The sequence below is a fragment of the Streptomyces sp. NPDC051582 genome (assembly GCF_040681715.1).
Taxonomy (GTDB): domain Bacteria; phylum Actinomycetota; class Actinomycetes; order Streptomycetales; family Streptomycetaceae; genus Streptomyces.
In genome coordinates, this window is the sequence record NZ_JBFAZJ010000009.1 from 155057 (window position 1) to 179980 (window position 24924).

The 24924-nt window shown below is 73.3% G+C and carries 20 protein-coding genes; 10 read left to right on the forward strand and 10 right to left on the reverse strand.

The genetic code is table 11. From position 1 onward, the window contains the following. The first annotated feature begins 157 nt into the window (after nucleotides 1-157). Nucleotides 158-706, forward strand: coding sequence for a hypothetical protein (locus AB0M92_RS14815; RefSeq protein WP_366102511.1), 549 nt, complete (start codon nucleotides 158-160; stop codon nucleotides 704-706). Here the strand turns inward: AB0M92_RS14815 and AB0M92_RS14820 are convergent. Together AB0M92_RS14820 and AB0M92_RS14825 are read right to left on the reverse strand one after the other, a co-directional pair. After that, the gene (locus tag AB0M92_RS14820) at nucleotides 687-1892 is read right to left on the reverse strand and encodes an SWIM zinc finger family protein (RefSeq protein ID WP_366102512.1); all 1206 of its coding nucleotides are present in this window, start codon (nucleotides 1890-1892) and stop codon (nucleotides 687-689) included. The two genes, AB0M92_RS14815 and AB0M92_RS14820, sit on opposite strands and share 20 nt — an antisense overlap. Nucleotides 1893-1911: 19 nt before the next feature. Then, on the reverse strand, nucleotides 1912-4815 hold the full coding sequence (locus AB0M92_RS14825) for a DEAD/DEAH box helicase (RefSeq protein ID WP_366102588.1): 2904 nt from the start codon (nucleotides 4813-4815) through the stop codon (nucleotides 1912-1914). Nucleotides 4816-5078: 263 nt separating this feature from the next. Here AB0M92_RS14825 and AB0M92_RS14830 point away from each other — a divergent pair, with 263 nt between their 5' ends. Both AB0M92_RS14830 and AB0M92_RS14835 read left to right on the forward strand, forming a co-directional pair. After that, nucleotides 5079-5636 carry a hypothetical protein gene (locus AB0M92_RS14830; RefSeq protein ID WP_366102513.1) on the forward strand — a complete coding sequence of 186 codons (558 nt, stop codon included), beginning with the start codon at nucleotides 5079-5081 and terminating at the stop codon, nucleotides 5634-5636. 31 nt (nucleotides 5637-5667) lie between these two features. Further along, nucleotides 5668-5928 carry a DUF6343 family protein gene (locus AB0M92_RS14835; protein WP_366102514.1) on the forward strand — a complete coding sequence of 87 codons (261 nt, stop codon included), beginning with the start codon at nucleotides 5668-5670 and terminating at the stop codon, nucleotides 5926-5928. 10 nt (nucleotides 5929-5938) lie between these two features. Here AB0M92_RS14835 and AB0M92_RS14840 read toward each other — a convergent pair whose 3' ends face one another. From AB0M92_RS14840 to rpsA, 4 genes are all read right to left on the reverse strand, one after another. Then, complete coding sequence (locus AB0M92_RS14840; protein WP_359178104.1) at nucleotides 5939-6346, reverse strand: tetratricopeptide repeat protein; 408 nt, start codon at nucleotides 6344-6346, stop codon at nucleotides 5939-5941. 66 nt (nucleotides 6347-6412) lie between these two features. Next, complete coding sequence (gene coaE, locus AB0M92_RS14845; RefSeq protein ID WP_366102515.1) at nucleotides 6413-7066, reverse strand: dephospho-CoA kinase; 654 nt, start codon at nucleotides 7064-7066, stop codon at nucleotides 6413-6415. An 88-nt stretch (nucleotides 7067-7154) separates the two neighbouring features. Then, on the reverse strand, nucleotides 7155-8093 hold the full coding sequence (locus AB0M92_RS14850; protein ID WP_366102516.1) for a PAC2 family protein: 939 nt from the start codon (nucleotides 8091-8093) through the stop codon (nucleotides 7155-7157). A 184-nt stretch (nucleotides 8094-8277) separates the two neighbouring features. Further along, a complete protein-coding gene (gene rpsA, locus AB0M92_RS14855) occupies nucleotides 8278-9786 on the reverse strand; it encodes a 30S ribosomal protein S1 (RefSeq protein WP_030160280.1) in 1509 nt (502 codons plus the stop codon). 367 nt (nucleotides 9787-10153) lie between these two features. Here rpsA and AB0M92_RS14860 point away from each other — a divergent pair, with 367 nt between their 5' ends. Together AB0M92_RS14860 and hrpB are read left to right on the forward strand one after the other, a co-directional pair. Beyond that, complete coding sequence (locus tag AB0M92_RS14860) at nucleotides 10154-11002, forward strand: class I SAM-dependent methyltransferase (protein WP_366102517.1); 849 nt, start codon at nucleotides 10154-10156, stop codon at nucleotides 11000-11002. 7 nt (nucleotides 11003-11009) lie between these two features. Beyond that, the gene (hrpB, locus tag AB0M92_RS14865) at nucleotides 11010-13562 is read left to right on the forward strand and encodes an ATP-dependent helicase HrpB (RefSeq protein WP_366102518.1); all 2553 of its coding nucleotides are present in this window, start codon (nucleotides 11010-11012) and stop codon (nucleotides 13560-13562) included. Here the strand turns inward: hrpB and AB0M92_RS14870 are convergent. Both AB0M92_RS14870 and AB0M92_RS14875 read right to left on the reverse strand, forming a co-directional pair. Next, complete coding sequence (locus AB0M92_RS14870) at nucleotides 13546-14550, reverse strand: DUF3068 domain-containing protein (protein WP_366102519.1); 1005 nt, start codon at nucleotides 14548-14550, stop codon at nucleotides 13546-13548. The two genes, hrpB and AB0M92_RS14870, sit on opposite strands and share 17 nt — an antisense overlap. 13 nt (nucleotides 14551-14563) lie before the next feature. Further along, nucleotides 14564-14704, reverse strand: a complete 141-nt coding sequence (locus AB0M92_RS14875; protein WP_107089976.1) for an SPW_0924 family protein — start codon at nucleotides 14702-14704, stop codon at nucleotides 14564-14566. A gap of 222 nt (nucleotides 14705-14926) precedes the next feature. On the opposite strand from AB0M92_RS14875, the gene AB0M92_RS14880 reads away from it, so the two are divergent. Next, complete coding sequence (locus AB0M92_RS14880) at nucleotides 14927-15811, forward strand: hypothetical protein (RefSeq protein WP_366102520.1); 885 nt, start codon at nucleotides 14927-14929, stop codon at nucleotides 15809-15811. 105 nt (nucleotides 15812-15916) lie between these two features. Here AB0M92_RS14880 and AB0M92_RS14885 read toward each other — a convergent pair whose 3' ends face one another. Further along, nucleotides 15917-17092 carry a lytic murein transglycosylase gene (locus AB0M92_RS14885; protein ID WP_366102521.1) on the reverse strand — a complete coding sequence of 392 codons (1176 nt, stop codon included), beginning with the start codon at nucleotides 17090-17092 and terminating at the stop codon, nucleotides 15917-15919. 163 nt (nucleotides 17093-17255) lie between these two features. Between AB0M92_RS14885 and AB0M92_RS14890 the strand changes: the two genes are divergently transcribed. After that, nucleotides 17256-18110 carry a DUF4184 family protein gene (locus AB0M92_RS14890; protein WP_366102522.1) on the forward strand — a complete coding sequence of 285 codons (855 nt, stop codon included), beginning with the start codon at nucleotides 17256-17258 and terminating at the stop codon, nucleotides 18108-18110. Nucleotides 18111-18170: 60 nt separating this feature from the next. Here AB0M92_RS14890 and polA read toward each other — a convergent pair whose 3' ends face one another. Next, nucleotides 18171-20891 (reverse strand): DNA polymerase I, encoded by a 2721-nt coding sequence (gene polA / locus AB0M92_RS14895; protein WP_366102523.1) that lies wholly within the window; start codon nucleotides 20889-20891, stop codon nucleotides 18171-18173. A gap of 133 nt (nucleotides 20892-21024) precedes the next feature. Between polA and AB0M92_RS14900 the strand changes: the two genes are divergently transcribed. The 3 genes from AB0M92_RS14900 to AB0M92_RS14910 all read left to right on the forward strand — a co-directional run bounded on the left by AB0M92_RS14900 (nucleotide 21025) and on the right by AB0M92_RS14910 (nucleotide 24494). Continuing rightward, a complete protein-coding gene (locus AB0M92_RS14900; protein ID WP_366102524.1) occupies nucleotides 21025-23295 on the forward strand; it encodes an FdhF/YdeP family oxidoreductase in 2271 nt (756 codons plus the stop codon). A 58-nt stretch (nucleotides 23296-23353) separates the two neighbouring features. Next, on the forward strand, nucleotides 23354-23827 hold the full coding sequence (locus AB0M92_RS14905; protein ID WP_366102525.1) for a hotdog fold thioesterase: 474 nt from the start codon (nucleotides 23354-23356) through the stop codon (nucleotides 23825-23827). Between the two features lie 415 nt (nucleotides 23828-24242). After that, nucleotides 24243-24494, forward strand: a complete 252-nt coding sequence (locus tag AB0M92_RS14910) for a hypothetical protein (RefSeq protein WP_366102526.1) — start codon at nucleotides 24243-24245, stop codon at nucleotides 24492-24494. The last annotated feature ends 430 nt before the right edge of the window (nucleotides 24495-24924 follow it).

A 24924-nucleotide genomic window follows, 5' to 3' on the forward strand; every position in this document is an offset into this window, starting at 1 on the left:
CGATCAAGCCATTCCGACGACTGTGACGCATGAGTTCCCTGCCTTCCGGAGGAGTTCACGGGCGCTCCACCCGCACCGGAAACAACGCGGTAAACCCGTTCGGGTTATAGAGCGGCTATGCATTTCACCCCATCGTGTACGGGGTAATTCCTACTTCATGACTGAACGCCCGCTCCTGCTCCTCGACGTGGACGGCCCGCTGAACCCGTTCCGGTCCCGCATCGCGGGACTGCGCGGGTACACGACCCACCGGATGCATCCGGCGGACTGGATGTCCCGCCGGGATCCCGAATCGCGCGGCGCGCGGCGCGGACTGCGGGTCCGCCTGCACCCCGCCCACGGCGCCCGTCTGCTGGCCCTGCCGTTCGAACTCACGTGGGCCACCGCCTGGATGCACCAGGCCAACACCATGATCGCCCCGCACATCGGACTGCCCGGCGATCTTCCCGTCATCGAATGGCCGGAACTCTTCGCCGATGACCCGGACGGTCTCTTCTGGAAGACCCGCCCGCTCCTCGACTGGGCCGCGGGCCGCCCCTTCGCCTGGGTCGACGACATGATCACCCCGCAGGACCGCGCCTGGATCGCGGCCCACCATCCGGCTCCGGCCCTCCTCCTCGCCATTCACCCCCGCCACGGTCTGCGCGAGCGCGACTTCGCCGCGTTGACGCGCTGGGCGGCGGAGGTCAGCGGCGCAGGGCGGTGAGGGGATCGGCCGCGGGGGTGCCCGTGGGCCACCAGTCCTCGGTGTCCGGGCGGGACTCGTAGGCGTACCAGAGGCCGTCCCGGCCCAGGCGGAGCTGGCGGGTGCGCGCGGTGAGACGGTTGCGCTCGGGGCGGAAGGCGCCCTGGGAGGCGGCGATGAGGGCCGGACGCGCACGGTCGAAGGGGCCGGCCGGGGGGTCCCAGGGCTCTTCGAGCGCGGCGAGCGCGGGCCGCCCGCCCTGGCGCCAGGCCGCGGCGGCGCGGGCCAGGTCGGTGGTGGTGCGGCCGGTGGCGCGGGCCAGGTCCTGGTAGAGGGTGCGGGCCGCGCCGGTCAGGCCGGCCGTGTGGTGCGCGGAGGCCAGGCGGACGGCGTCCTGCCAGAGGGTGAGCCCGGCGATCGGGTCCCCGGCCGTGGTGAGGAGCGCGAAGGCGCGGGCGGCCGCGTCCGTGGCGAGCTGGTCCAGGGCCAGCGGATCGGGAGCCGCCGGGTCGGCCGGGTACGCGGGCGGGAGGCCCACGGCGGCGGGCGCGGGCAGCGGGGCCGGCAGCGGCGGCAGGCCGGTGCGGGCCAGCGCGGAGCGGGCCGGGACCCCGGGGAAATCCGGTGCGGTGTCGGGCTGTTCGCGGGCGGCGTGGGCGGCATTGCGGCGGGTCAGCTCGTCCAGGAGCTCCCGCTCGCCCCGGCCGCGCAGGAGCAGCAGGACGAACGGGTCCTCGTCGAGGAGGCGGGCCGCCCGGTAGCAGAGGGCCGCGGCGTGCTTGCACGGCGGTCGGGCGGTGTCCGGACAGGAGCAGCGCGCGACGAGCTCGCGCACGCCGGGCAGGACCGACCCCGCCAGGAACTGCGGGACCTCGCGCTCCAGCAGTCCGGCGAGGGCCGTGGGGTCCGCCGCGACCTCCTCCAGGAGTTCGCTCCACTCGGTGTCCGTGAAGGGGCTCAGGGCCAGTTCGGTGCGGTACGGGCGGACGCGGCTGCCCCGCACGTACGCCACGATCCGGCCGGGGGTGACCGTGACCGCGTCGACATGGCCCTCGGCCGCGTACGCGTACCCCCGGGCCAGGCGCGCCGGGTCCCCGGACGCCCCTTCGAGCGCGGACACCCAGGCCCGGCCCCACCAGCTGGCGGCCTCCACCCCGGCCGGCACCGTCTCGAAGGTGCGCCGGCGGTCGTCCCTCGCGGTGATCATGCGGACCTCCGCGCCGTGGTCATGCGGGCCTCCGCAGGGAGACGAGGTCGGCCAGCTCGCGGTCGGTCAGCTCGGTCAGCGCCGACTCGCCCGAGCCGAGCACGGCATCGGCCAGCGCCCGCTTCGCCTCCAGCATCTCGGCGATCCGGTCCTCCACGGTGCCCTCGGCGATGATCCGGTGGACCTGGACGGGCTGCGTCTGGCCGATCCGGTAGGCGCGGTCGGTGGCCTGCTCCTCCACCGCCGGGTTCCACCAGCGGTCGAAGTGGATGACATGGCCGGCCCGCGTGAGGTTCAGGCCGGTGCCCGCCGCCTTCAACGAGAGCAGGAAGACCGGGACTTCGCCGGACTGGAAGCGGTCCACGAGCTCCTCGCGGCGCGCCACCGGCGTCCCGCCGTGCAGGAGCTGGTGGGAGATCCCCCGGGCCGCCAGGTGACGCTCGATGATCCGGGCCATCGTCACGTACTGGGTGAAGACCAGCACCGCGCCGTCCTCCGCGAGGATCGTGTCCAGCAGTTCGTCCAGCAGGGCCAGCTTGCCCGAGCGGTGCGGGATCCGGGGCTGCTCCTCCTTCAGGTACTGCGCGGGGTGGTTGCAGATCTGCTTGAGCGAGGCCAGCAGCTTCATGATCATGCCGCGCCGCTCGATGCCCTCGCTCGCCTCGATCACGGCCATCGCCTCCTCCACCGCTGCTTGGTAGAGCGAGGCCTGCTCGCGCGTGAGGGAGACCGGATGGTCGGTCTCCGTCTTCGGCGGGAGCTCGGGGGCGATCCCCGGGTCGGACTTCTTGCGCCGCAGCAGGAACGGCCGTACGAGCGCGGCCAGCCGGGCCACCGCCGCCTCGTTGCCCCCGTCCTCCTCCTGCTGGTGCTCCACCGGGCGGGCGTGGCGCGCCCGGAAGGCCGTCAGCGGGCCCAGCAGACCGGGCGTCGTCCAGTCGAGCAGCGCCCACAGCTCGGAGAGGTTGTTCTCCACCGGGGTGCCGGTCAGCGCGACCCGGGCCGGCGCCGGGATCGTGCGCAGCGCCTTCGCCGTCGCCGAATGCGGGTTCTTCACGTGCTGCGCCTCGTCGGCGACGACCATGCCCCAGGGCTGCCCGGCCAGCCGGGCCGCGCTCGCGCGCATCGTCCCGTACGTGGTGAGGACGAACCCGCCGGCCAGCCCGTCCAGGCTGCGGCTGCCCCCGTGGAAGCGGCGCACGGCGGTGCCGGGCGCGAACTTCTCGATCTCCCGCTGCCAGTTGCCCAGCAGCGAGGCCGGGCAGATCACGAGCGTCGGCTCGGGGCGGTCCCGGTGCAGGTGCAGGGCGATCAGCGTGACCGTCTTGCCCAGGCCCATGTCGTCGGCGAGGCAGCCGCCGAGGCCGAGCGAGGTCATCAGGTCCAGCCAGGCCAGGCCGCGGGCCTGGTAGTCGCGCAGGGTGGCCTTCAGCCCGACGGGATGCGGCAGCGGCGCCAGCTCGCCGGTCAGCCGCTCCCGCAGCGCGGCCAGCGCGCCCACCGGAACCGCCTCCACGGGCTCCCCGTCCACCTCGGCCGTCCCGGTCAGCACGGTGGCCAGCGCGTCCACCGGGTCCAGCAGGCCCAGCTCCCGCTTGCGCGCCTTGCGCACCAGCTCGGGGTCGACCCGCACCCACTGGTCCCGCAGCCGCACCACGGGCCGGTGCGCCTGCGCCAGCGCGTCCATCTCCCCGGGGGTGAGCCGGTCGCCGCCCAGCGCGAGCTCCCAGGAGAACGCGAAGAGGTGGCCGGCATCGAAGAAGGCGGTGCCGTCGGTGGCGGAGCCGGGCGCGGTGGACCGTACGACCGCGGTCGCGGACAGCGTACGGGCCAGCTCGCGCGGCCAGTGGACCAGCACGCCGGCGGCCGCCAGCCGGCTCGCGGCCCTGCCGAGGAGGTCTTCGAGCTCCGGATCCGAGAGGGCGAGGACATCGGGGGCCGGCTGGTCCAGCAGCCGCAGCAGCGGCGGCCAGACCCGGGCGGCCCGGCGCAGCGCCAGTACGGCGTCGATCCGGGCGCGCGGCCCGAACCCGGCGGCGGCCGCGCCGGCCCACAGCAGCCCGGCGTCGGTGACGAGCGTGGGGTCGGCGAGGCTGTGCACCTGGACCACGGCGGCGCCCGCTCGGCGGACCTCCCGCGCGGGCGGCTGCTCGCCGTCCGCCTGCCCGGCGTCCCCCGCGTCCCCGGTGTCGTCCGGCCGGTCGAAGAGGCTGAACGAGGACAGGTCGAGCCGCAGCGAGATCCCGACTCCGGCATCGGCGCCGGCCGCGACCTGCGCGGCCCACTCCTGTATCCCCGGCACCCGCTGGGGCTCCTGCGCGGCGAAGGGCCGCCCCGCGGCCAGCGGCGCCGCCGGGGTACGGGGCAGGCTGTCGGCGACGGCGTCGAGGAACGCCCGGACCAGGGCCTCCGGTTCGGGCAGCTGGAGGGGACGGCGGCCGGTCAGGGGCGTCGCGTACCCCTCGTACGGGAGGGCGGCGGCCACCGCGCGGAGGTGGCCGACGTCCTCGGCGTCGAGCGGGCCGGCCCGCCAGGCGTCGATCCCGTCGGGGGTGACTCCGGGCAGGAGCCGGCCGCGGGCGGTGAGCGCGAGGGCGTGCAGGGCGGCGGCGCCCCAGGCGCGGGTGGCGGGGTGCGTCGCGGGGCCGCGGGGGGCGTCGGCGGCGCGGACGAGGAGCGGCAGGGCGTCGGCGACGGAGAGGGTGAGGGAGGGGACGGCACGGGTGCGGATCCCCTGGCCGTGGGGGCGCACGACGGTGAGCGGGGCCGGGGTCCCGGCGCCGTCTTCCGGGAGGGCGTCCCCGCCGGGGGCCCAGAAGGCGAAGCGGGCCTCGCGGGGGACGGCGGCGGGGAGGAAGACGGCGGGGTGGCGGAGGAGCGCGGTCGCGGTCGCCGGCGGGTGCGGGTGCGGGTGCACGTGCAGCGTCACGGTGTCGGCTCCTCTCCCTCTCGGTGCGGTCGGAACGCAGACGGGTCCCGTCTGCCGTCGAGTCTAGGTGGGGGCACTGACAATGCCGCCGGGCTGCGCGGATGCCTGCTTGACGGCCCCTGCGCGCGGCCCCGGGCCCGCGCGGGCGCGCCGCCTGACGGGTGCGCCGCCCCGAACCATCGCGAGGCGTTTCGGGGCGGGTCGGGATGGGGACGGCTGGGGCACCGCATCAGCTGCCACATGAGGAGAAACCAGCCATGCTCCAAGGCCTCACCGCCGCCATCGCGCTCGCGCTCGCCGCCCCCGGATTCCTCGGCGCCGCCGATCTGCCGCCGCATCCCACCTCGCCCTGGCATGCCGGGAAGGTCGCCAAGGGGCTGCCCGAGACGGCGCCGTTCTGCCTGGACGGGGTGCTTCCGGCCGCCGGGAGCTGGCACCGGCGGTTCGGGACCGACCTCGACACCGGCGCCGTGCAGGTTTCCGTACGGGCCTCCTCCGACGCGGCGGCCGCCCGGCTGGCCCGGAGCCTGGAGCGGGCGGTCGCCGGCTGCGCCGCCGACTGGCTGCGGGAGCACCCGGACGGCACGGCCGGCTCCAAGGACTACGGGACCCTCCCCGTCGAGGAGGGCGCCCACGTCTACGGCGTGCACACCTCGATCCCCGACTCCGAGCCCGGGGTGCACCTCTTCGGCATCGGACGCGACGGTTCGACCGTGACCGTCGTCCAGTGGGGCCGCATGGGCGACCTGAGCGACGCCCCCGTCGCCGCCTTCAAGCGGACGACCACCACCGCCGTGAACCGCCTCGACCCATGAGTGGTGGGACCATGGAACCGAGGCGATGGTCATGCGTTCCGGAAACGAGCCGGTTACCGCCCGCAGTCCGCTGCGGCTGCGGTTCTGGCTGAGCCTGTGGGGGTTCGTCTGGGCCGCCGCCGGGACCGCCGCGTTCTCGCTGGTCGGGCGTCCCGGGTGGGCGGCCGCCTGCGGGGTGGTCACGGTGCTCGCGCTCGTGGACCTGGCCGTGGTCCTGCACCACATCCACCAGGGCCCGCACTACCAGCCGGGCCCGGACGTCCCCCCGTACGAGCCTCCGCGCCGGCGGTGAACCCGGCCCGCTACTCCTCGAAGCGGGCCGCCGCCAGATAGTCGGGCTGCGGGTCCAGGGCCGCCGCCAGCCGGAAGTGTTTGCGCGCCTGCTCGGGGCGGCCGGAGCGCTCGTGGGTACGGGCCAGCGCGAAGTGGGCGAAGGCGTTGTCCGGCTCCCGCTCCAGCACCAGCTCGAACTCCAGCGCCGCCGGACGCAATTGGGCGGCGGCGAAGAAGGCGCGGGCCCGCAGCAGCCGGGCCGCCGTGTTCTCCGGGTGCGCGGCGATGACCGAGTCGAGCAGCTTCACAGCGCCCTGCGGGTCCCGCGCGGCCAGCAGTTGCTCGGCGGCCCGGTAGTCGATGACGTGGGTTTCGGGCGACGAACCGGACGGCGAAGGCGGCTGCGCCGGTATCGGCGGCGGCGTGGTGTCGGACACGGTCTGATCCTTCCCTCTGCGGGCCGGTTCAACGCCCCGCACCCCGCCTGCTATTCCATGAGCACGTCAGGCACCGGCGGCACCCGTGGCACCGGCGGCACCCGTACCGCCAGCGGCCCCCGCCGCCGCCTCCCGCTCCTTGAGCTCCGCCCACACCTTGCGCACCTGCGGCTCCAGCGACTCCAGCGGCCCGTCGTTGTCGATCACGAGCGTGGCCACCGCCAGCCTCTGCTCCCGCGTCGCCTGCGCGGCCATCCTGGCCCGCGCCTCCTCCTCGGACATCCCGCGCAGCGCGGTCAGCCGCGCCAGCTGCGTCCCGGGGGCGGCATCCACCACGACCACCAGGTCGTACAGCGGCGCCAGGCCGTTCTCCGCGAGCAGCGGTACGTCGTGCACCACGATCGCTCCGGCCCCGGCGGCGGCCTCCAGCTCGGCCGACCGGGCCCCGACCAGCGGGTGCACGATCGCGTTGAGGGTCTGCAGCTTCGCCGGGTCGGCGAACACGATCGAACCCAGCTTCGGCCGGTCCAGCCTCCCCTCGGCGGTCAGCACGGACTCCCCGAAAGCGGCCACGACGGCCGCCAGCCCCGGCGTACCGGGCTCCACGACCTCCCGCGCGATGCGGTCGGCGTCCACGACGACCGCCCCGTACCCCGCCAGCAGCCGCGAAACCTCGCTCTTGCCGGCACCGATTCCGCCTGTCAGGCCCACCTTCAGCATGCCCAGCAGACTAGACCCCGCGCCCCGGCCCCCGTACAGCCCCCCGCCCCCCGCCCCCGCCCCCGCCCCGGCCGACCGGGACGGGGCCTCAGCCCTCGCCCTCGCGCTCCGCCAGGAAGCGCTCGAACTCGCGGCCGATCTCGTCCGCCGACGGGATCTCCTGCGGCTCCGCGATCATGTTGCCCCGCGTCTCGGCGCCGGCCGCCGCGTCGTACTGGTGCTCCAGCCCCTGGACCAGGGCGACCAGTTCCTCGTCGCCCTCGCGGATCTGCCGGTCGATCTCCGTCTGCGTACGGTGCGCCTCGGTGCGCAGCGCGTGCGCCACGGCCGGCAGGACCAGCCCGGTCGCCGCCGTGATCGCCTCCAGCGCCGTCAGCGCGGCGTCCGGGTACGCGGAACGCGCCACGTAGTGCGGTACGTGCGCGGCGACGCCGAGCACGTCGTGCCCGGCCTGCCCGAGGCGGAACTCCACGAGCGACTCCGCGCTGCCCGGCACCTGGGCCTCGTCGAACGGGCTGCGGTGGCCCGGCATCAGATCGGTCCGGTTGCCGTGCGGGGTGATCCCGACGGGGCGGGTGTGCGGCACGCCCATGGGGATGCCGTGGAAGTTGACCGAGAGGCGGACGCCGAGGCGCTCGACGATCTGCCGGACGGCGACGGCGAAGCGCTCCCATTCCACGTCCGGCTCGGGGCCGGAGAGCAGCAGGAACGGGGCCCCCGTGGCGTCCTGGACGAGGCGCACCTCAAGGCGCGGCTCCTCGAACTCGGTCCAGTGGTCGCGCTGGAACGTCAGCAGCGGGCGCCGGGCGCGGTAGTCGACGAGGCGGTCCGCGTCGAACCGGGCCACGACCTGGTGGGGCAGCGTGTCGAGCAGCCGCTCGACGATCTGCTCCCCGGCGTCACCCGCGTCGATGTACCCCTCGAAGTGGTAGAGCATGACCAGCCCGGCCGAGTCCTGGGCGAGCGCCAGATCAGCCACTGCCAGGCCCTTGGCATCCCATTCGTACAAACCCTGTGGATCAAGCACCGTCACCACTCCTCCTCGCTGCCTTCTGTGCGCACAACGTCCAAGGCGGCGGCTCCATTCCCCAGTTGGCCCCTTTCACAGGAACGCGACAAGGCCCGGAACGCGACAAGGCCCGCCCCCCGGAGGGGACGGGCCTTGTCGTTCGGCTCAGCTAACGCTCACACCGGGGTGCGATGCGCTGCGATCAGCTCTGGCCGCCGGCCAGCTTCTCGCGGAGCGCGGCCAGGGCCTCGTCGGAGGCCAGGGCGCCCGAGGTCTCGTCCGACTCCGAGGAGTAGGAACCGCCCGAGATGCCCGCACCGGCGTTGCCACTGGCGGCCGGGGCGGCAGCGCCCTCGGCAGCAGCGGCCTCGTCGGCCTCGCGGCTCTTGATGACCTGGGCCTGGTGCTGCTCGAAGCGGACCTGCGCCTCGGCGTACTGGCGCTCCCACGTCTCGCGCTGGGTGTCGAAGCCTTCGAGCCAGTCGTTGGTCTCGGGGTCGAAGCCCTCGGGGTAGATGTAGTTGCCCTGGTCGTCGTAAGACGCGGCCATGCCGTACAGGGTCGGGTCGAACTCGACCGACGCCGGGTCGGCACCGAAGGACTCGTTGGCCTGCTTCAGCGACAGCGAGATCCGGCGACGCTCAAGGTCGATGTCGATGACCTTGACGAAGATCTCGTCGTTGACCTGGACGACCTGCTCCGGGATCTCCACGTGGCGCTCGGCCAGCTCGGAGATGTGGACCAGACCCTCGATGCCCTCGTCCACGCGGACGAACGCACCGAACGGAACCAGCTTGGTGACCTTGCCCGGGACGACCTGACCGATCTGGTGCGTACGGGCGAACTGCTGCCACGGGTCCTCCTGCGTCGCCTTCAGCGACAGGGAGACACGCTCGCGGTCCATGTCCACGTCGAGGACCTCGACGGTGACTTCCTGGCCGACCTCGACAACCTCGGACGGGTGGTCGATGTGCTTCCAGGACAGCTCGGAGACGTGGACGAGACCGTCGACGCCACCCAGGTCCACGAAGGCACCGAAGTTGACGATCGAGGAAACGACGCCGGAGCGGACCTGACCCTTCTGCAGGGTGGTGAGGAACGTCTGGCGGACCTCGGACTGGGTCTGCTCCAGCCAGGCGCGGCGGGACAGGACCACGTTGTTGCGGTTCTTGTCCAGCTCGATGATCTTCGCCTCAAGCTCCTTGCCCACGTAGGGCTGGAGGTCGCGGACGCGGCGCATCTCGACGAGGGAGGCCGGCAGGAAGCCGCGGAGGCCGATGTCGAGGATGAGACCACCCTTGACGACCTCGATGACGGTACCGGTGACGATGCCGTCTTCTTCCTTGATCTTCTCGATCGTGCCCCAGGCGCGCTCGTACTGGGCGCGCTTCTTGGACAGGATCAGGCGGCCTTCCTTGTCCTCCTTCTGGAGAACCAGGGCCTCGATCTCGTCGCCGACCTTGACGACCTCGTTCGGGTCGACGTCGTGCTTGATCGAGAGCTCACGGCTCGGGATCACGCCTTCGGTCTTGTAACCGATGTCGAGCAGGACCTCGTCCCGGTCGACCTTCACGATGACGCCGTCGACGATGTCGCCGTCGTTGAAGTACTTGATCGTCTCGTCGATCGCGGCGAGGAAGGCTTCCTCGTTACCGATGTCGTTGACCGCTACCTGCGGGGTGGTAGAGGTGGTCTCGGTGCTGCTCGTCATGTGGGAAAGGGCTCCGGTTACGGACAGAAAGTCGTAGGTACTGCTACGCCGGGAGCCCTTATCGGCATCTGCCGAAGAAGCCGGACAGCCAAGGAAGCCCCTACTCCGCCGTGAAGCGGTCAGGGCCTCGAAAACCGAGGGGACATCAACAGATGCAAGCGCAGCCTGCTAGGTCTGAGGAGCACAGGCTCGCAGCGCAACTTGTAGCATACGGGGGCAGCCGGACAGGGTCAATGCGCGAAGGCGCACACCCCGGGCGGATCACCGCATAACCGGCACAATTCGTGGGCGGGCAGGGGCCGATGGACCATCCCTGCCTTGTTACGACTCTTTCCGACTCTTTCCGCAGACTACGACGACGGGCCCCATGAACCAAGAGGACTACGCCCCCGAAGACGCGTACGAGGCCGGGGCCGGCACCGGCGAGGACGCCGAGGCCACCCGGCGCGAGGCCGGCGAGGCGGAGAGCAGCCGGGCCAGCCGGGGCTGGTGGGACCGCAACGCCGACGAGTACCAGAACGAGCACGGCGCCTTCCTCGGCGACGACCGCTTCGTCTGGGGGCCGGAGGGCCTGGACGAGGCGGACGCCGCGCTGCTCGGCCCGGCGGACTCCCTGAAGGACAAGGACGTGCTGGAGATCGGCGCCGGAGCCGCCCAGTGCTCGCGCTGGCTCGCCGCCCGGGGGGCCCGCCCGGTCGCCCTCGACCTCTCCCACCGCCAGCTCCAGCACGCCCTGCGCATCGGCGATGACGTACCGCTCGTCGAGGCCGACGCCGGACGCCTGCCCTTCCGCGACGCCTCCTTCGACCTCGCCTGCTCCGCGTACGGGGCCGTCCCCTTCGTCGCCGACCCCGTGAACGTCATGCGCGAGGTCCACCGCGTACTGCGCCCCGGCGGCCGCTGGGTCTTCTCCGTGACCCACCCGATCCGCTGGGCCTTCCCCGACGAGCCCGGACCGGAGGGGCTGTCGATCGCCGCCTCCTACTTCGACCGGACCCCGTACGTCGAACAGGACGAGCAGGGCCGCGCCGTCTACGTGGAGCACCACCGCACGCTCGGGGACCGGGTCCGGGACGTGGTGGCGGGCGGGTTCCGCCTGGTCGACCTGGTGGAACCGGAGTGGCCCGAATGGAACACCCAGGAATGGGGCGGCTGGTCCCCGCTGCGCGGCAACCTGATCCCCGGCACCGCGATCTTCGTCTGCGAGAGGGACTGAGACCCCGTTGACCCAGCTCCGTCAGGCCGACCTCGCCGCCCTTCCCGTACGGGAGGCCGTGCCCGCGCTGCTGCGCGCACTGGACGCCCACGGCACGGCGGTGCTCTGCGCGCCGCCCGGCACCGGCAAGACCACGCTGGTGCCGCTGGTACTGGCGGGGCTGGTGGGCCCTGTGGGCGACGGGCCTCGGCGCAAGGTGGTCGTCGCCGAACCCCGGCGGATCGCCGCCCGGGCGGCGGCGCGGCGGATGGCCTGGCTGCTGGGCGAGGCGGTCGGCGGCTCGGTGGGCTTCACCGTGCGCGGCGAGCGGGTGACGGGGCCCGCCACGGTGGTGGAGGTGGTCACCACCGGTGTCCTGCTCCAGCGCCTCCAGCGGGACCAGGAGCTCACCGGCGTGGACGTGGTGATCCTGGACGAGTGCCACGAGCGGCACCTGGACGCCGACACGGTCGCCGCGTTCCTGCTGGACGTACGGCAGACCCTGCGCCCGGAGCTGCGGCTGGTGGCGGCTTCGGCGACCACGGACTCCGCGGGCTGGGCCCGGGTGCTCGGCGGCGCGCCGGTGGTGGAGGCCGCGGGGGTCTCGTACCCGGTGGAGACGGTGTGGGCCCCGCCGGCCCGGCCGGTGCGGCCCCCGCACGGGATGCGGGTGGACCCGGCGCAGCTGGCGCACGTGGCCTCGGTGGTGCGGCGGGCGCTGGCGGAGCGCTCCGGGGACGTGCTGTGCTTCCTGCCCGGCGTCGGCGAGATCGCCCGCGTCGCGGGGCAGCTGGCCGGAGCGGAGACGGAGGTGGTCCAGCTCCACGGGCGCGCCCCGGCGGCGGTGCAGGACGCGGCCCTGTCCCTCGCACCGCGCCGCCGGGTGATCCTGTCCACGGCGGTGGCGGAGTCGAGCCTGACCGTGCCGGGGGTACGGGTGGTCGTGGACTCGGGTCTGGCCCGCGAACCCCGGGTGGACCATGCGCGGGGGCTGGGCGCGCTGGCGACCGTACGGGCCTCCCGCGCGGCCGGGCGCCAGCGGGCCGGCCGGGCCGGGCGCGAGGCTCCGGGGACGGTGTACCGCTGCTGGGCGGAGGCGGAGGACGGCCGCCTGCCGGCGTTCCCCTCGCCCGAGATCCGGATCGCGGACCTGGCGCAGTTCGCGCTGCAGGCGGCCTGCTGGGGCGATCCGGACGCGGCCGGGCTGGCGCTGCTCGACCCGCCGCCGGCCGGGGCGATGGCCGCGGCGCGGGAGGTGCTGGTCGCGGTGGGCGCGGTGTCGGCGGCGGGCGCCGTGACCCCCCGCGGGCAGCGGATGGCCCGGCTCGGGCTGCACCCGCGCCTCGCCCGGGCCCTGCTGGACGGCTCCACCGGACTGGGACCCCGCCGGGCGGCGGAGATCGTCGCCCTGCTGAGCGAGGAGCCGCCGCGGGAGTACGGGGACGACCTGGCCGCCGCCTGGCGCCGGGCCCGCGCGGGCACCGACGCGTACGGCGCCCGCTGGCGCGCGGAAGCCAAACGCCTGGAACGCGCCGCCGCGGGCGGGGACGCGGCGGTGGCGCGGGCCGCCGGCGGCCGCTCCGACGACGCCGCCGCCGGGCTCGTCGCGGCCCTGGCCTTCCCCGAGCGCGTAGCCAAGGGCAAGGGGCAGGGGGCGTTCCTGATGGCCTCCGGCACCGGCGCCGAGCTCGGCGACGGATCACCGCTGCGCAGCGCGCCCTGGCTCGCCGTCGCCGTCGCCGACCGGGGCCCCCATTCCGCCTCCGCCCGGGTCCGGCTGGCCGCCGTCATCGACGAGGACACCGCCCGGGCCGCGGCCGGCCACCTGCTCCGGGCGGGCGAGGAGGTGCGCTGGGAGGACGGCGACCTCGTCGCCCGCACCGCCGAGCGGCTCGGCGCCATCGAGCTGGCCGTGCGCCCGCTGGGCAACCCCGACCCGGCCCTCGTCCGGGCGGCCCTCCTCGACGGCCTGCGCGACGAGGGCCTCGGCCTGCTGCGCTGGACCGCGGACGCGCGCACGCTCCGGGCCCGGCTCGGCTTCCTGCACCGCACGCTCGGCGGCGGCTGGCCGGACGTACAGGACGACGGCGCCCTGCTGGAGCGCGCCGACGACTGGCTGGAGCCCGAGCTGTCCCGGGCCCGCCGCCGCGCCGATCTGGGGCGGATCGACGCCGGTCAGGCGCTGAACCGGCTGCTGCCCTGGGCCACCGGCGAGGCCGCCCGCCTCGACGAGCTGGCCCCCGAGCGGATCGAGGTGCCCAGCGGCTCCCGGATCCGGGTGGACTACTCCGCTGAGCACGAGCAGGGGCACGGTCAGCCCGTGCTCGCCGTGAAGCTGCAGGAGCTGTTCGGGCTGGCCGAGACCCCGAAGGTGGCCGGGGTGCCCGTACTCGTGCACCTGCTGTCCCCGGCCGGGCGGCCCGCCGCCGTGACGGCCGATCTGGCCTCGTTCTGGCAGGACGGCTACCGGGCCGTGCGCGCCGAGCTCCGCGGCCGCTACCCCAAGCACCCCTGGCCGCAGGACCCGGCGACCGCCGAGCCCACCCGGCACACCAACGCCCGGCTCAGACGACAGCCGTGAGCTGCGCGGTGCGGCCCTCCCCGTCCCGCGTCCCGCGGCGGCGCCGGCCCCGGGCCTCCAGCCACAGCGACAGTCCGAGCAGGACCAGGGCGCCGGCCGCCAGTCCGACCGGCGCGTAGGTGTGGAGTGCGAGGACCTTCGTACGGTTCGACTTGACCAGGTCGACGGTGTACCGGGCGTAGTCCTCGCGCATCTTCACGTGCCCGGCGAAGACGGTGAGCCTGCCGTCGGGTGCGCCGGCCGCGATGCCGCCGCGCATCTCCTGCTCGATGACCTGCTCGGCGTTGACGGGTGCCCCGGTCACCGGGTCGACCCAGAACATCGCCTTGACCTGGTACCAGAGGCTGGTGCCAGTGGTCTGCTCGAAGGTCTTGGGGTCGATGCCCTCGATCGGCATCTTCTTCGGGAGCGAGACCTTCGTCCAGGGGACCGTCTGCTCGTAGTAGTAGACGTGCATCCCGCGGTAGGTGCGCGGGCCGACGTAGTGGATGGGCGCGGCGGTGCGGGTCTGCGCGTCGAAGTAGAGGTAGTCGCGCGGCTCGGTGAAGAAGGGCCACTTGAACTCGATGCCCTCGCGTTTGACCGGGTCGCCGTCGACCATCTCGCCGGTGGCGTGGACCGGGTCCTGGGTGTGGGCGTCGAAGATGTAGCGCTCGGGTATCTGGGAGACCGTCTTGCCGTCCGGGCCCATGATGTACGACAGGGTGTCCCAGACCACGACGTCCTTGCCGGCGCTCGCCTCGATCTCCCTGGACGCCTCGACGTTGCCCTTCAGGGTCTGGACGATGGTGACCTTGTCGACCTTCTTGGGCTGCATGCCGGCGGTGTAGTCGAGGAGGGTCGCGTCCTTCGCCTCCAGGACCATCTCCTGGTACTGGTTCGGCGGGATCTTGGCGAGCCGGGGGTACGCGTACCAGCGCAGCAGGGGTGCGAGGGCGGCGAGGAACACGGCGAAGGCGAGCAGGACGAGGCCGGCGGTTCGTCTCAAGGCCGGGCCTCCTCTACTGTCCGGGCGCGCTGGGCGCGGTGGTGAGCAGGGGCTTGGGCGAGGTCTTGCCTTCGGGCGCCCCGAACGCCGTGATGGCGAACACGAGGGCCAGCGCGGCGGCAAGCCCGATGGCGGCGGCGAGGAGTGCGCGCATGCCGGGGGCCTCCGGAATCTGATGGAACGTCAGGACGGAGCCGCACCGTAGCAACGCGGGGCGGAGATGAGAACCGTCTGGACCCCGGATGACGGGGCCGCACTGGTCCGAATTACCTATGGTCAGGCGTGTTGTGACGCAACGTGACGCCTTCCGCCGTCCCGCGGGTCAAGCTCCTCCTGGCATCGCAACGGAGTTCCCCCGGAGTCGAGGAGCACGCAGATGAGTACCGAGAAGGCGACGGGGGCGCGGCCGGATCCGCGGACCCTTCGCACCCGATGGACGACCGGCGGGGCCGTCGCCTCGCTCGCGCTGCTCCTGGCCGCCGGGCTGACCGTGCCGAACGCGCTGGCGGCCCAGGACACCGGCGGGCGCGCGAGCGCGTACGGCGCAGCGGGCGGCGGCGGGAAGTGCGAGAAGGATCCCCGCACCGGCAAGGAGCGGGCCGACTGCCGGAAGGACCCGCGGCAGGACCCGAGGGGCGGCCCGAAGGGTCCCCCCGGCCCCAGTGGTCCGCCCGGAGAACCCGGCGACCCCGGTGAACCCGGCCCGCCCGGACTCCCCGGCCCCAGTGGTCCGCCCGGGGCCATCGGCCCGAGCGGCCCGGCGGGTCCCAGTGGCCCCCCTGGCCCCAGCGGTCCTCCCGGTCCCACGATCAACGTCGGCGCGAGCATCCAGTCCTTCAGCGACCAGACCATCCCGAACGACACGCTCACCAAGATCCTCTTCAGCAGCGCCGTCTACGACACGAACATGATGTTCGACGCTCCGAACTCGGCCCTGGTGGTCAGGACGGCGGGGCGCTACCTGGTCACGGGAGGGGTCCTCCTGACATACACCCCGAACGCGATGGGGGCCCGGAACCTGCAGATGCAGGTCAACGACGGTGGACGCGCGCTCGACTCGCAGGACACCGCGGTCCTGCCGGGGACCGGATACGCCTCCCAGTCCGTTTCCGCGACCCTGGAGCTGGCCGTGGGCGACGTGATCTCGCTCCACGTCCTCCAGACCACCGGCAACCCCGCCACCTCGCGGTGGGTGCCGGGAGCCTTGAGCACGGCCGTGGCTCCGCGACTCACCGCCGAGCTGCTCGTACCGACGCCGTAGCCGCAGCCGCAGCCGCAGCCGCAGCCACCGTCTCCGCCGGCCTGCCGGCCCGCCGGCTCTCGGTCGGGCCGTCGGGCCGTCGGGCGGTATGGGGAACGCGCCCTGCTACGGAGCCTCGGTCCCGGTGGGCGACGGGGACGCGGACGGTGTCGCCCTGCGCGTGGCCGTGGGGCTCGGGGTGGGTGACCGAGTCGGCCGCGCGCCGGCCGTCGGCGTGGGCTTCGGACTCGGCGTGGGCGTCGGCGTCGGCGTCGGCGTGGGCGTGGGCGTGGGTGTGGGCGTGGGTGTGGGCGTGGGTGTCGGCGTCGGCGTCGGCGTCGGCGTCGGCGTCGGCGTCGGGGTGGGCGTCGGCACCGGGGTCGGCTCCGGCGTGGGGCTCGGTGTCGGCTTCGGCGTGGGCCCCGGCGTCGGCTTCGCCGGCACCGGGGGCCGGCCGGCGCCCTCGTTCGGGACCTCGTGCGCGCCCTGCAGGTAGTACGTGAACCAGGACTTCACCGTGCGCAGGTACTCCGCGGACTGGTTGTACGAGAGCACCGCGCGGTCCAGGTCTGCGGGTGTGCGCAGGTCGCGGGTGCCCGCGCAGAGGTAGCGGGCGGCCGCGAGGGACGCGTCGTACACGTTGTTCGGGTTGCGGCGGCCGTCGCCGTCCGCGTCCTGGCCCCAGGCCGCCCACGTCGACGGGATGAACTGCATCGGGCCGACCGCCCGGTCGTAGGCGGCGTCGCCGTCGTACTGTCCGCCGTCCGTGTCGCGGATGTTCGCGAATCCGTTGCCGTCGAGCACGGGGCCCAGGATCGGCCGCAGGGTGGTGCCGGCGGCGTCCACGCGGCCGCCTCGCGCCTGCCCGGACTCGACCTTGCCGATCGCCGCGAGGAGTTGCCAGCGCAGTCCGCAGCCGGGGTCGCTCCGCCCCACCGTCTCCTCGGCCAGCCGGTACGCCGCCAGGACCGTCGCGGGGATTCCCTTTGCCCCCTCCCCGCCGCCCATGGCCGCCGGTTCGTTGTGCGTCGCCACCGCCTCGGCGGCCGGCCCGGACGGCTGCGCGGCGGCCGGCGCCTCCTGCGGCAGATCCCCTGCCGGGGGCGGGAGTTCCGTGAGGTAGTCGGAGTCTCCGCCAAAGTCCCCGGGCTGCACGGGCTGCACGGCCGCGTCCCCGGTGTCCGCCGCGGATATCCGCTCCCGCGAGGGGGCCTGGGACGCCGTGAGCGCCGCGGCCACCAGTGCGCAGATCAGGGCGGCGGCCCCTCCCTTGCGCAGCCTGCTTCCGATGCCTGCCGACATGAGCCGGGTCCCCTCCCCCTCGACGTCGGCGTGACCTTACGTCAACTCCCTTCAACCTGCACCGATCGGAGCCCGGAATTCACCACTTCCCCACGTCCCGGGCAGCTCGCGCATACTGTCCGGACCGTTCGGGGCGCACTGCCCGAAGCAAGGAAGAGGTGCCATGCCGTTCACTCTCAGCCATGCGGCGGCCGTTCTGCCGGCCGTCCGCCGGACGGGCCGCGCCCGCGGACCGCTGATCGCGTCGGCGCTGGTCCTCGGTTCGTTCGCGCCCGATACGTTCTACTTCGCGGACGCCGTCGTCCCGGGCGTCTGGACGTACGGCGCCTTCGCGCACTCGCTGCCCGGGGTGTTCACCGCGGACGCCGTGCTGACCGCCGCGCTCGCGGCGTGCTGGCTGCTGCTGCGCGAACCCCTGATCGCGCTCCTGCCGCGCCGCCGCCAGGGCCGGACGTACGCCTTCGTACGGGGAGAGGACTGGCGGGGCCGCGGCCCGGGGCCGGTCGCGCTGTGGTTCTACCTCTCGGCGGTCACCGGCTCCCTCACCCACGTGGTCTGGGACAGCTTCACGCACCCGCACCGGTGGGGGACGGACGCGCTGCCCGTGCTCGGCGAGCCGTTCGCCAACGGGCTCCCCCTCTACACCTACGTGCAGTACGGAACCTCGGCGCTCGCGGCCTGCGCCCTGCTCCGGTTCACGGTGACCGCCGTGCGGAGCCTGCCCGAGGCCATCGCCCCCGCTGCCGTGCCGGTGCTCGGACGGGCCGAGCTGCTGGGCTCGGTCGCGCTGGTCTCGGTGTGCGTGGCCGTCGGGGTGACGATGCGCGTGCTGCGCTTCTTCACGTTCTTCGACCGGATCCGCACCCCGCTCGACATCATCCCGACCGTCTGCTTCGGCGCGGGCGGCGGCCTCGCCGTGGGCCTGCTGCTGTACGGGGTCCTCGTACGGCTCCTCGCGCGCCGGCGCGAGCCGTCCCGTACGGACGGGGACGCGCGGACGCCCGTCCCCGCCGCGTAGCGGCCTGCGGGGACGGGCGTCCGGCGAAGGTGCTCCCCGGGCCCTCGGGCCCTCGGGGTCTCAGTGCGCCGCGGACTCCCAGTCGGCGCCCACGCCCACCGATACGTCCAGCGGGGCGCGGAGTTCGACGGCGGCGGCCATCTCGCGGCGCACCAGCTCCTCGACCTTCTTGCGCTCGCCGGGGGCGATCTCCAGCACGATTTCGTCGTGGACCTGGAGCAGCATCCGCGACTTCAGCCCGGCCGCGGTGATCGCCTTGTCCACGCGCAGCATCGCGACCTTGACGATGTCGGCCGCGGTGCCCTGGATCGGTGCGTTCAGCGCCATGCGCTCGGCGGACTCGCGGCGCATGCGGTTGTCGCTGTTGAGGTCGGGCAGGTAGCGGCGGCGGCCGAAGACCGTCGCCGTGTACCCGGTGGCCCGGGCCTCCTCCACCACGCGGTGCAGGTAGTCGCGGACCCCGCCGAACCGCTCGAAGTACGTCTCCATCAGGCCGCGCGCCTCGGCGGGCTCGATGTTCAGCTGCTGGGAGAGGCCGAAGGCGGACAGCCCGTACGCCAGGCCGTAGGACATGGCCTTGATCTTGCGGCGCATCTCGGCGTCGACCTGGTCGCGCTCGACGGAGAACACCTGGGAGGCGACGGTCGTGTGCAGGTCCTCGCCGGAGGTGAACGCCTCCAGCAGGCCCTCGTCCTCGGAGAGGTGCGCCATGACGCGCAGCTCGATCTGGCTGTAGTCGGCGGTCATGAGGGATTCGAAGCCCTCGCCGACGACGAACCCGCGGCGGATGGCCCGGCCCTCGTCGGTGCGCACCGGCACGTTCTGCAGATTGGGGTCGGTGGAGGACAGGCGGCCGGTCGCGGCGACGGTCTGGCTGAAGCTGGTGTGCACCCGGCCGTCGGCGGCGATCGTCTTGACGAGGCCCTCGACGGTGACGCGCAGCTTGGCCTGCTCCCGGTGGCGGAGCATGATCACCGGGAGTTCGTGGTCGGTCTGCGTGGCCAGCCAGGCCAGCGCGTCCGCGTCCGTGGTGTAGCCGGTCTTGGTCTTCTTCGTCTTCGGCAGGTCCAGCTCGCCGAAGAACACCTCCTGGAGCTGCTTGGGCGAGCCGAGGTTGAACTCGTGCCCGACCGCCGCGTGCGCCTCCTTCACCGCCTGCTGCACGGCTGCGGCGAACTGCTGCTCCATGGCCTCCAGGTGGTCGCGGTCGGCGGCGATGCCCGCGCGCTCCATCCGGGCCAGCAGCTCCGAGGTGGGCAGCTCCATGTCGTGGAGCAGCTCCGTGGCGCCGACCTCCTCCAGCTTGCCGGTGAAGGCGTCGCCGAGGTCGAGGACGGCGCGGGCCTGCGCCATCAGGGCTTCCGCCTCGGCGGTCTCGTCGGCGCCGAAGGCCAGCTGGCCGTCGGCCGCGGCGGGCTGGAGCTCGCGGTGCAGGTACTCGTTGGACAGCACGTCCAGCGCGAAGGAGCGGCGGCCCGGCTTGACCAGGTAGGCGGCGAGCGCGGTGTCCATGGTGACGCCGGCCAGGCTCCAGCCGTGCTCGGGGAAGACCCGCATCAGGCCCTTGGCGTTGTGCACCACCTTGGGGCGCGCCGGGTCGGCGGCCCAGGCCGCGAAGGCCTGCTCGTCGGCCTCGTCCAGTACGGACGGCTCGAACCAGGCGGCGGCACCGCCGGCCGCGGCCAGCGCGATCTCGCTGACATTGCCCTGGCCCAGCGCCCAGCTGTCCACGGTGGAGATGCCCAGCGGCCCGCCCGCGTGGGCCGCCAGCCACGGCGCCAGCTCGCCCGCGCCGATCACGGTCGCGTCCAGCTCCACGCCGGCGGCCGGAGCCGGGGCCTCCTCCTCGGCGGCGCCCGGGTCCACGGCGAGCAGCCGCTCGCGCAGCGAGGCGTTGCGGATCTCCAGTACGTCCAGCACGCCGGTGACGGCCGAGCGGTCGTACGGCAGGCGCTCCAGGTCGCCCGCGGCCTTGGGCAGCTCGACGTCCTTGACCATCTCGGTCAGGACCCGGTTGAGCTTCACCGCCTCCAGGTGGTCGCGGAAGTTCTGCCCGGCCTTGCCCTTGACCTCCTCGGCGCGCTCGACGAGCTCCGCGAACGACCCGAACTGGGTGATCCACTTGGCGGCCGTCTTCTCGCCGACGCCCGGGATGCCCGGCAGGTTGTCCGACGGGTCGCCGCGCAGCGCCGCGAAGTCCGGGTACTGCTGCGGGGTGAGCCCGTACTTCTCCTCGACCTTCTCCGGGGTGAACCGGGTCAGCTCGGAGACGCCCTTGGTCGGGTACAGCACGGTGGTGTGCTCGGAGACGAGCTGGAAGGAGTCCCTGTCGCCGGTGACGATCAGGACCTCGAAGCCGAGGGCCTCCGCCTGCGTCGCCAGCGTGGCGATCACGTCGTCGGCCTCGAAGCCGTCGACCGCGAACCGCGGCACCTTCATCGCGTCCAGGAGCTCGCCGATCAGCTCGACCTGCCCCTTGAACTCGTCGGGGGTCTTGGAGCGGTTCGCCTTGTACTCGGGGAACTCCGTCGAGCGCCACGTCTTGCGCGAGACGTCGAACGCCACCGCGAAGTGCGTGGGCGCCTCGTCGCGCAGCGTGTTCGCCAGCATCGACGCGAAGCCGTAGATGGCGTTCGTCGGCTGTCCGGTCGCCGTCGTGAAGTTCTCCGCCGGCAGCGCGAAGAACGCCCGGTACGCCAGGGAGTGCCCGTCCATGAGCATCAGGCGGGGGCGGTCCGCTGCGGTCGGCTGGTCGGTCTTCTTCGATGCGTTCTCTGCCACGCCCCCGATCCTAGGCGGCCCCGCTGACAATTCCGGCGTCGGCGATGTCAGCCGGGCGTGACAGGATCGGACGTGTACGCGAATACGCGCAGCGGCCGCCGCTGCGATGCTCGACTGCTCAAAGGGGAGCGACATGGCCACCAAGCCGCCCGCAGGTGATCCCGTCCAGGACGCGCCGCAGGTCGCGCCCCCCAAGCACGCCGCCGCCGGCCTGCCCGCCATCGGGCACACCCTGCGGATCGCGCAGCAGCAGATGGGCGTCGCCCGCACCGCGCGCACCCTGCTCAAGGTCAACCAGAAGAACGGCTTCGACTGCCCGGGCTGCGCCTGGCCCGAGGGCGACAAACGGCACACGGCCGAGTTCTGCGAGAACGGCGCCAAGGCCGTCGCCGAGGAGGCCACGCTGCGCCGGGTCACCCCGGACTTCTTCGCCGAGCACCCCCTGGCCGACCTCGCCGGCCGCTCCGGCTACTGGCTGGGCCAGCAGGGCCGCATCACCGAGCCGATGTACCTGCCGGAAGGCGCCGACCGGTACGAGGCGGTCCCCTGGGAACGGGCCTTCGAGATCATCGCCGAGGAGCTGCGCGCCCTCGCCTCCCCCGACGAGGCCCTCTTCTACACCTCGGGGCGCACCAGCAACGAGGCCGCGTTCCTCTTCCAGCTCTTCGCCCGCGAGTTCGGCACCAACAACCTGCCGGACTGCTCCAACATGTGCCACGAGTCCTCGGGCTCCGCACTGAACGAGACGATCGGCATCGGCAAGGGCAGCGTCAACCTCGAAGACCTCCACCAGGCCGACCTGATCATCGTCGCCGGGCAGAACCCGGGCACCAACCACCCGCGCATGCTCTCCGCCCTGGAGCAGGCCAAGTCCGCCGGCGCGAAGATCATCTCGGTGAACCCGCTGCCCGAGGCCGGCATGGAGCGGTTCAAGAACCCCCAGACCCCGGTCGGCATGCTCAAGGGCACCGCCCTCAACGACCTCTTCCTGCAGATCCGCATCGGCGGCGACCAGGCCCTCTTCCGCCTCCTCAACAAGCTCGTCATCGAGACCGAAGGCGCCACCGACGAGGCCTTCGTACGCGAGCACACCCACGGCTACGAGGAGCTCGCGGCCGCCGCCGAGGAAGCCGACTGGGCCGAGACCCTCACGGCCACCGGCCTGACCCGGCCCGAGATCGAGCAGGCGCTGGCCATGATCCTGGCCTCGCAGCGCACCATCGTCTGCTGGGCCATGGGCCTCACCCAGCACAAGCACTCGGTCGCCACCATCCGCGAGGTCGTCAACCTGCTCCTGCTGCGCGGCAACATCGGCCGCCCCGGCGCCGGCGTCTGCCCCGTCCGAGGCCACTCCAACGTCCAGGGCGACCGCACCATGGGGATCTTCGAGCGCCCCGCGCCCGCCTTCCTCGACGCCCTCGACCGCGAATTCGCGATCACCTCGCCGCGCGGCCACGGCTACGACGTCGTCCGCTCCATCGAGGCCCTGCGCGACGGCAAGGCCAAGGTCCTCTTCGCCATGGGCGGCAACTTCGTCGGAGCCACCCCCGACACCCACGTCACCGAGGCCGCGATCCGCCGCGCCCGCCTGACCGTCCACGTCTCCACCAAGCTCAACCGCTCCCACGCGGTCACCGGACGGCGCGCCCTGATCCTGCCCACCCTCGGCCGCACCGACAAGGACGTCCAGGCCTCCGGCAAGCAGTTCGTCACCGTCGAGGACTCCATGGGCATGGTCCACGCCTCCCGCGGCAACCTCGCCCCCGCCTCCCCGCACCTGCTCTCCGAGCCCGCGATCGTCGCCCGCATGGCCCGCGCCGTCCTCGGCGAGGCGTCGCGGACCCCGTGGGAGGAGTTCGAGAAGGACTACGCGGCCATCCGCGACCGGATCTCGCGCGTCGTCCCCGGCTTCGAGGACTTCAACGCCCGCGCGGCCCGCCCGGAGGGCTTCCGCCTCCCGCACGGCCCGCGCGACGAGCGCCGCTTCCCCACCAAGACCGGCAAGGCCAACTTCACCGCCGCGCCCGTCGAGTACCCCCGGGTTCCCGCGGGCCGGCTGCTCCTGCAGACCCTGCGCAGCCACGACCAGTACAACACCACCATCTACGGCCTCGACGACCGCTACCGCGGGATCACCGGCGGCCGCCGCGTCGTCATGGTCAACCCCGAGGACGCGGCGGAGCTGGGGCTCGCGGACGGCTCGTACACGGACCTGGTCAGCGAGTGGAAGGACGGCGTCGAGCGGCGCGCGCCCGGCTTCCGCGTCGTGCACTATCCGACCGCCCGCGGCTGCGCGGCCGCCTACTACCCCGAGACCAACGTCCTGGTCCCCCTCGACTCCACCGCGGACACCAGCAACACCCCCGCCAGCAAGTCCGTCGTCGTGCGCTTCGAACCGGCCTGATAGAACGACCTCAGGACAAGACGGTTAACGAGCGTTGACACACGGACGGAGCCTGCCCATGGGCCAGCAGCACACGGTGAAGTTCCCGCAGGAGGTCCTCGACGAGTACACGGCCCTGGGCATCGACCTGCCCTCGCTGTTCTCGGCGGGCCACCTCGGCGAGCGGATGGACATCCGCATCCTGGAGGCCTCGGCCGAGCGGGTCGTCGCCACCATGCCCGTCGAGGGCAACACCCAGCCGTACGGGCTGCTGCACGGCGGGGCCTCGGCGGTGCTCGCCGAGACCCTCGGCTCGGTCGGCGCCATGATGCACGGCGGCATCAAGAAGGTCGCCGTCGGCGTGGACCTGAACTGCACCCACCACCGCGGGGTGCGGTCCGGCCTGGTCACCGGCGTCGCGAGCCCCGTGCACCGCGGCCGCTCCACCGCCACGTACGAGATCGTCATCAGCGACGAGCAGGACCGGCGCGTGTGCACCGCCCGCCTGACCTGCCTGCTGCGCGACGCGGACCCGGCCTCCGCCGGAGCCTGACCCGCCCGCCTGCCCGCCCGCCCGTCGGAGCCCGACCCGCCCGACGGTCCAGCCCGCAGGCCGAGCCCGCAGGCCCGGATCCCGCCCCTCCCACGGGGCCGGACCCGGGCCTGCGGCGCGTACGGAACCGGCCGCCGGGCCCGTACGCGCCGGGCCGCGGCCCGTACGGGCCCGGCAACCGCCCGGAATCCGCCAGTCCGCGCCCGGGCCCGTGACGACTGTTGTGTCACCGAAGGTGACGGCCTACCTTCCCTTCATGGGGACCCAGCCACGCATCGCGGCCCGCTGCGGTGGAGCCGCACTCCTGACGGCACTCGCCCTGTCCGGATGCTCCACATCCGCCCCACCCGCCCCGCGGACCACGCCAACGCCCGTTTCCAGCCCCTCCTCGCCCGCACAGATCTGCACAAGTCTGGTGTCCTACTGGGCGGAAGAGGCCCTCAAGGGCGGCAAGTGGGCCGGCCTCGACTGGGAGCAGAAGGGCATGTCCAACGACCAGTACAAGATCCACGAGGAAGCCGTGGCCGCGGGCCGCGCCGAGGAGCGAACTGGCGGTCTGGACAAGGCACTTGGGCTCGTCGACCGGTTCGTGGCGCAGCGCTGCGCCGAACAGAACGGGGCAACCTGGAGCTCCGAGAACTGGCGACCCCCGAGCCCGGCCGGGTGACCGGAATCCCGCGTGCGCTGTCCGACTTCCGGTCGCCCGGCGACGCGGGCCCGATCCGCAGGTCGGAAGCCCTCCGCGCCCTGGATCAAGATCGATCCGCCCGAAGTGGATCAAGGGAAGAAATTACCCTCAGTAATGCCAGCGCCCCACAGAATCCCGTTTTTCCCCGGCGGAATGCCACCCGCCGGATTCTTTCGGACACAGCCAGCGACAATCGGCCCCTTTTGATCAATGACAGGAGCATGAACCCCTCAAGCCCCTTAGGGGAACAGGGAATTCTCACCATGCGGACATTCCCCGAAGTAGCCAAACGTCCGAGTTGTCCGCACTCCGGCCACACATTCTTGGCCTCGGCATAACAAGACAGTCACATCATCCTTTCCCTGCTCCCCGCACTCGCCACCTCGGCCTAGAGTCACGGCCAGTCACC